Origin of the sequence: Aeromonas sp. R1-1 (assembly GCF_040908495.1) — a bacterium.
Taxonomy (GTDB): domain Bacteria; phylum Pseudomonadota; class Gammaproteobacteria; order Enterobacterales; family Aeromonadaceae; genus Aeromonas; species Aeromonas veronii.
This window is the reverse complement of record NZ_JBFODV010000228.1, coordinates 1-5,476: the sequence shown is the minus strand read 5'-3', so window position 1 is coordinate 5,476 and position 5,476 is coordinate 1. Positions and strand designations below refer to the sequence as shown.

The following is a 5,476-nucleotide window of genomic DNA, read 5'->3' as shown; positions in this document are numbered from 1 at the left end:
ATCTGCTCCTTGCCCAGCAGGGCCAGCGCCACCTCCCGGTTCATGTCGTTATCATCCACCAACAGCAGACGAGCCCCCGCCAGCCAATGAGCGGGCAGCGCAACCTGATGATGGGGGCTTGCATCCGATAACGCCTCTCGTCCCACGGCATCGCCCCCCTGCGCCTTACACAATGCCTGACACAGTGCCTGCGGGGTAAACGGATGGGCCAGCACATCACACGGCGCCAACCCCAGCGCAGCAACATAGCTGGCAAGCGGTGCGGGATCGCCCGAGGTGATCAGCAAGATCGCGGGCGGCGCTGCCAGCGTGCTAACCTCCTGCAGCACCTCTGACAACCAGCTCTCCCCCTCCTGCCAGCCCAGCACAACTCGATCACAGGGCTTGCACGCCGCGATGCCTTGATGCAGCAGTGCCAGCACTGCGGCGGGCTCGTCCGCGCAGACAAGCTCAACAGGCAGCGCCGCCAGCTGGTGGAGAATGGCCGCTCGCGAAGCAGGACACGACTCCAGCAACAGCAGACGCTGCGGCGCCAGCGGCATGGCCACACGTTGCTCTTTCTCCTTACCCTGATCCGCCAGGGTGGCGAGACAGATACGGAAGTGGAACTCGCTGCCCTGCCCCGGGGCGCTCTCCACCCGGATCTCCCCGTCCATCAGTTGCACCAGATTGTGCGTGATGGCCAAACCAAGACCGGTGCCACCATATTTGCGGGTGGTCGAGCTGTCAGCCTGTTCAAAGGAGTGGAAGAGACGCTGGCACTGCTCGGCTGTCATGCCGATACCGCTATCCTGCACACTGCCCTGCAGCCAGATCTTGCCATCTCGCTCGTTACTGCGTGCCAGCCGGACAATCACCTCTCCTTGCTCGGTGAACTTGATGGCATTGCTGGTCAGGTTGAGCAGGATCTGGCCAAGCCGCAGGGGATCGCCGCACAAACGGTCAGGCAGATCAGCGGCCAGATCGAACAGCAGCGCCAGCCCCTTTTCCCGCGCCCGAAACGCCGTAAGATCCGCCAGCCACTCGAACACCTCGTTGAGCTGGAAATCCACCTTCTCCAGTTGCAGCTTGCCCGCCTCCATCTTGGAGAAGTCAAGGATGTCGTTGAGGATCCCGAGCAGGTTGTTCGCCGCTCTGTCTATCTTGCTCACATAGTTGTGCTGCTCGGGGGAGAGGTTGGTTTGCAGCACCAGATGGGCCATGCCGATGATGGCATTCATTGGCGTGCGGATCTCATGGCTCATGTTGGCCAAAAATTCGCTCTTGGTTCGGGTGGCATCTTCGGCGATCTGCCTAGCTTCTAGCATGGCGGCCTCAGCCTGCTTGCGGTCGCTGAAATCGAAGATGATCCCGTCCAGATAGATGGCCTTACCCTCGGCATCATAGGTGGCGAGTCCGATGGAGTAGACCCAGCGGAGCTGACCCCAGCGATCGAAGATGCGGTACTCGTTGATGTATTGCCGATGTTCGGCAATGGCATCGATGGTGTTGCGGTTGCTCAGTTCGAGGTCATCAGGATGGATCAAGTCACCAAAATCGCGGCTGTTATCGACAAAATCGCTGGCGGGATAGCCGGTTAATTTTTCCGCCTCGTCGCTGACGAACAACATGGTCCAGGGATGATGAGGCAAGCAGCGATAGACCATACCCGGTACGTTGCGCACCATGGACTGGATCCGCTGCTCGCTCTCGTGCAGCCGCTGGCGATCTGCCGCTATCCGGTCATGAGCCTCCCGCATGGCCTGCTCGGCGGCACGGATCGGGGTGATGTCGACCAGGCTGCCGACCGCACCGCTTCGCTCGCTCTCGGCAAGCTCAATCCCCGAGAGAAAATAGAGCATGTCCAGAGGACGGCCATCCGGCGAAAACAGGCGCACCTCATGCTGCGTTCTGGCCTGGCTGCCAGCCACCCTCAACAAGGTGTTGTCCTCATCCGCCGAGTCCAACCCGGCAAGTTGGGGCAACTCCGCCAACCGCTTGCCCTCGAGCGGGCGGGAACCACCAAATGAGCTGGTAAAGGCGCGATTTACCCCCAGCAGGCGACCCTGATTATCGGTATAGAAGAGAGGATGTGGCAGGGTATCGATCAATGCCTGCTGGAAGGCAAACTGCTCGTTGCGCTCGCGGATACTGCGGCGACGCAACATCCGCCCCTGCCAGAGCAGGGCCGAGCTCAGACATATCAACAGGGCGGTGCCGAACAAGGCCACTCGCCGCCATCCTGACACGGCCTGTCCCACATTGCCCAACAGCAGCAGCGTCCACTGCCCTTTGGCATCGTGCCACTCGATAGGCATGCGGCTCACCAGATAGCTATCTTTCCCTATCCGAACTTCACTGCCATCGAGTGCAGGCAGGATCACCGGTTTGCGATCCGGGGCAAAGTAGTGTCCATATAGGCGAGAGGCAAAGAGCTGCTGTTGCCTGGCGGCAGAGTTCGGCCCCACCACCGCCATTTGCCAGTCGCTCTTGTTGCTGGCCATCACCACTCCATCTGGCGAGACCAGCAAACCGATGGTATCGCCCCACCCGGCCAGAAAGGTATCGAGCAGCGCCATCTCGTAACGCGCCACCACCACCCCGGTAATGTCGCTTCCTTGCGCCCGATCGTGAGAGACTGGCGCCGCCACATAGATCATCCGCTTGCCGGTATTGAGGCTAACCCCGGCATCTACCGTTTCCAGCCCCAGGATCCCTTGTCTGAAGTAAGAGCGAAACGACACATCCTGCCCGACGACATGGCGACCAAGCGCATCCCAATCACGGACAATCACCCCTGCTTTATTGGTAACAAAGGCATGATTGGCCTTCACCCCCTGCGCCAACACCTGCAGAGCTTCGCTCGGGCTCAGCTCCCCCCGCTCGAGCAGTGACGATTGCTGGATCTCGCGGTTGAGGCGGCCAGCCAGTTGCACCGCCCCCATCCCCTTGCTTGAGAGGGTCAGTTGCTGCAGATTGTCGCCCTCGCGCTGAATGCGTGTATCCAGCGACTGGCGATACTCCTGCCGCTCCAGCTCCAGATAGAAGGCATCGACCAGCGTGGCCAACATCAGGGAGAGCAACAGCACGGCAGCAATGTGCCAGAGACGCGATTTCATGGTTGACAGCATGCTCCATCGTTCTGCCTGGCCATCATCAGCACCGCCTCACAGGAGAAGACGTGCAATAAAAGGCACTCACCGAGCAGCGCATTCATCAACTTGTGGCAGCCACTCTTATCATCAACCAGCAGCACCATAGGATGAGCCGCGCTCGGGGCAAGATGTTCCATATCTCGTGATTCTCCCTGCCAAGATGGAGGATGGCGACCCCTGCCAACCTTTCTCACACCATAACGGATCCCCCGACAGGCAGCCATGACAACCCGGTTGAAATGTGCGCACAACCCGACAGGAGCCAGCAACTCACAAGGGATAAATCGGATACAAGAAAAAAGTAGATATGGGGTAATGGCGGTTGTACACCATCAGAAGATGGGTCAGCACCAACGGTATGATGATATCGGATTGCTCTCTTTATCACGTTAGGTGATGAGCCAGCTTGCAGATTTATATTTCCAGCGCAAGGTAGCAGAGGTATCGGTTGACCAGGGTCATGCACCCTATATTATCATGCTCAAAATGAGCTGGCAGGATACAGCGACAGATGGGCACATCAGATAGCCATATGGACATAGCAAAAATAATTTCCGGGCCCACGCTGGTACTGGAAAAAGATAATGTGCACAGCGATGCGCTATGCAATCAGTTACGAGCCATTGGCATAAGCCAGATTACGGTGGTGGAGAGTGTCGAGGCGCTGGAACGTTGCGTGGCTGATGGCCCTGCCGCCATGATCATCTGCAATATCGATCTCGATTCGGCAAACTTGCTCACGCTGCTGAAAAATATTCGCAGTAGGGCACCTCATCACACACTGCCATTTTTGACCCTGACCTCAGGGACAGATCGCCCATTAATCGAACAATTTGTCCAGGCGAAAGTCTCTGACATTATCTTGACCCCGCTCAAGCCCGATACCCTTAAAACCAGGATCACTCGGCTGCTGTTGGCAACCAGCCAGTCGCAGCCCCCACTTTCACAATTTGAATTCGGTCGTTTACACCGTTTTTCCAACAGCGATCTGGTCGCCAGCAATCAGGATAGTCCAACCATTCTGGTGGTTGACGATGTTCCAGATAATTTGATGCTGATCACCTCGGTATTTCGCAAAGAGTTTCATCTCAAGTTGGTCAAGGATGGCGAAAAAGCGATCAGGATCTGCCAATCGGATAATCCACCCGATCTGGTGCTGCTCGATATCATGATGCCGAACCTGAACGGATTCGATGTCGCCAGAATTTTGCGTGAACATCCCCACTCAGAGCACATCCCCATCGTCTTTATGACGGCACTGGATGATATCTATTCCCGTAAACGGGCGATGAAACTGGGGGCCGTCGATTTTATCACCAAGCCGATCGACATCGAAATGCTGCGTTTTCGCATTGCCAATCTGATGCGGCTGGTGCATGCCAGAAGAGATCTGCAAAAAGAGTTCGATCAGATGCTTGAGCTCAATGCGCTCAAAGAGAGCCTCGAGTTCAATATCCGCTATGAAATTCGGGAGCCCCTGCTCAACGCGCTACACCTGCTGGAAGAGCTGGCGGCCGACTCATCGCTCAACATGCTCCAAAAAACCCAGCTATCCATCACCAGAAAATCTGTAGGCGATGCACTGGCATTGACCCGGCTGGCCAGCGAGATTTACCAGATTGAAACCGGCACCTTTGTTTTGAAAGCGGGTAAAGTCCAGCTCTTTAATATTTTCAACCGGCTTTCGGTGCAATTCAAAAATCTCTATGCCGAGAAAAAGCTCGATATCAAGCTGACCAAACCCCAAAATTACCTCTATGATGAGCTATTCATCGCAGGTGACGAATTTCTCTGTTATTCCGCGTTTCAAATATTGACACGGCTCGCTTGTGAGCATGCGGCACCCTCCTCCTGCGTGGAAATTGTCTGTCTGAAATACCTCGACAGCATTATTTTAAATATTGATAGCTCGACCTTGCTGGATATCAATAATGTCCTCTCTCTGTTCGACAGATTCCCATCCTCTAATAACAACAAAGAAGCACACAGTCACAATGGCTATCATGGCAAAATCATGCTGGAAGCCCATGGCGCCACCGTTACTGTGTCGCTGGATGAAGAAACCAGGCTGCTGAATATCTCGGCGCACTTCCCGCAAAAAGAGGGTTTCAATCCATATCCAGAGTGAAAAGAATCACGATCACAGAACTCTGCGGTAACATCGCCGTGGATCATTTTTGGCTACTGCGATGGGTGAATAAAAAAAGGATTTATCACCCCTTTCCATTTATCGTCATCTGGTGGTTTACGGCGTTGTTTCCCAAATAAACCATCAAGCAGCAACTGCCCCAGCCCCTGGTGACCGCTACACTCGGGGCTTTCTGACAGGTAGACCAAGGGTA

The 5,476-nt window shown here is 55.7% G+C and carries 3 protein-coding genes; 1 reads left to right on the top strand and 2 read right to left on the bottom strand.

What is annotated here, in order from left to right:
* A partial coding sequence (locus tag AB5Y92_RS15305) for an ATP-binding protein (protein WP_368227070.1) occupies positions 1–3,098 on the bottom strand: 3,098 nt, incomplete at its 3' end.
* On the bottom strand, positions 3,095–3,271 hold the full coding sequence (locus AB5Y92_RS15300) for a hypothetical protein (protein ID WP_158113075.1): 177 nt from the start codon (positions 3,269–3,271) through the stop codon (positions 3,095–3,097). The genes AB5Y92_RS15305 and AB5Y92_RS15300, both read right to left, overlap by 4 nt.
* 374 nt (positions 3,272–3,645) lie before the next feature.
* On the opposite strand from AB5Y92_RS15300, the gene AB5Y92_RS15295 reads away from it, so the two are divergent.
* On the top strand, positions 3,646–5,262 hold the full coding sequence (locus AB5Y92_RS15295; protein WP_368227069.1) for a response regulator: 1,617 nt from the start codon (positions 3,646–3,648) through the stop codon (positions 5,260–5,262).
* Positions 5,263–5,476 lie beyond the last annotated feature (214 nt).

Bases quoted from the DNA above. Each gene is read 5' to 3' on its own strand.
- AB5Y92_RS15300 (WP_158113075.1), bottom strand. From the start codon at position 3,271: ATGGAACATCTTGCCCCGAGCGCGGCTCATCCTATGGTGCTGCTGGTT.
- AB5Y92_RS15295 (WP_368227069.1), top strand. From the start codon at position 3,646: ATGGGCACATCAGATAGCCATATGGACATAGCAAAAATAATTTCCGGG.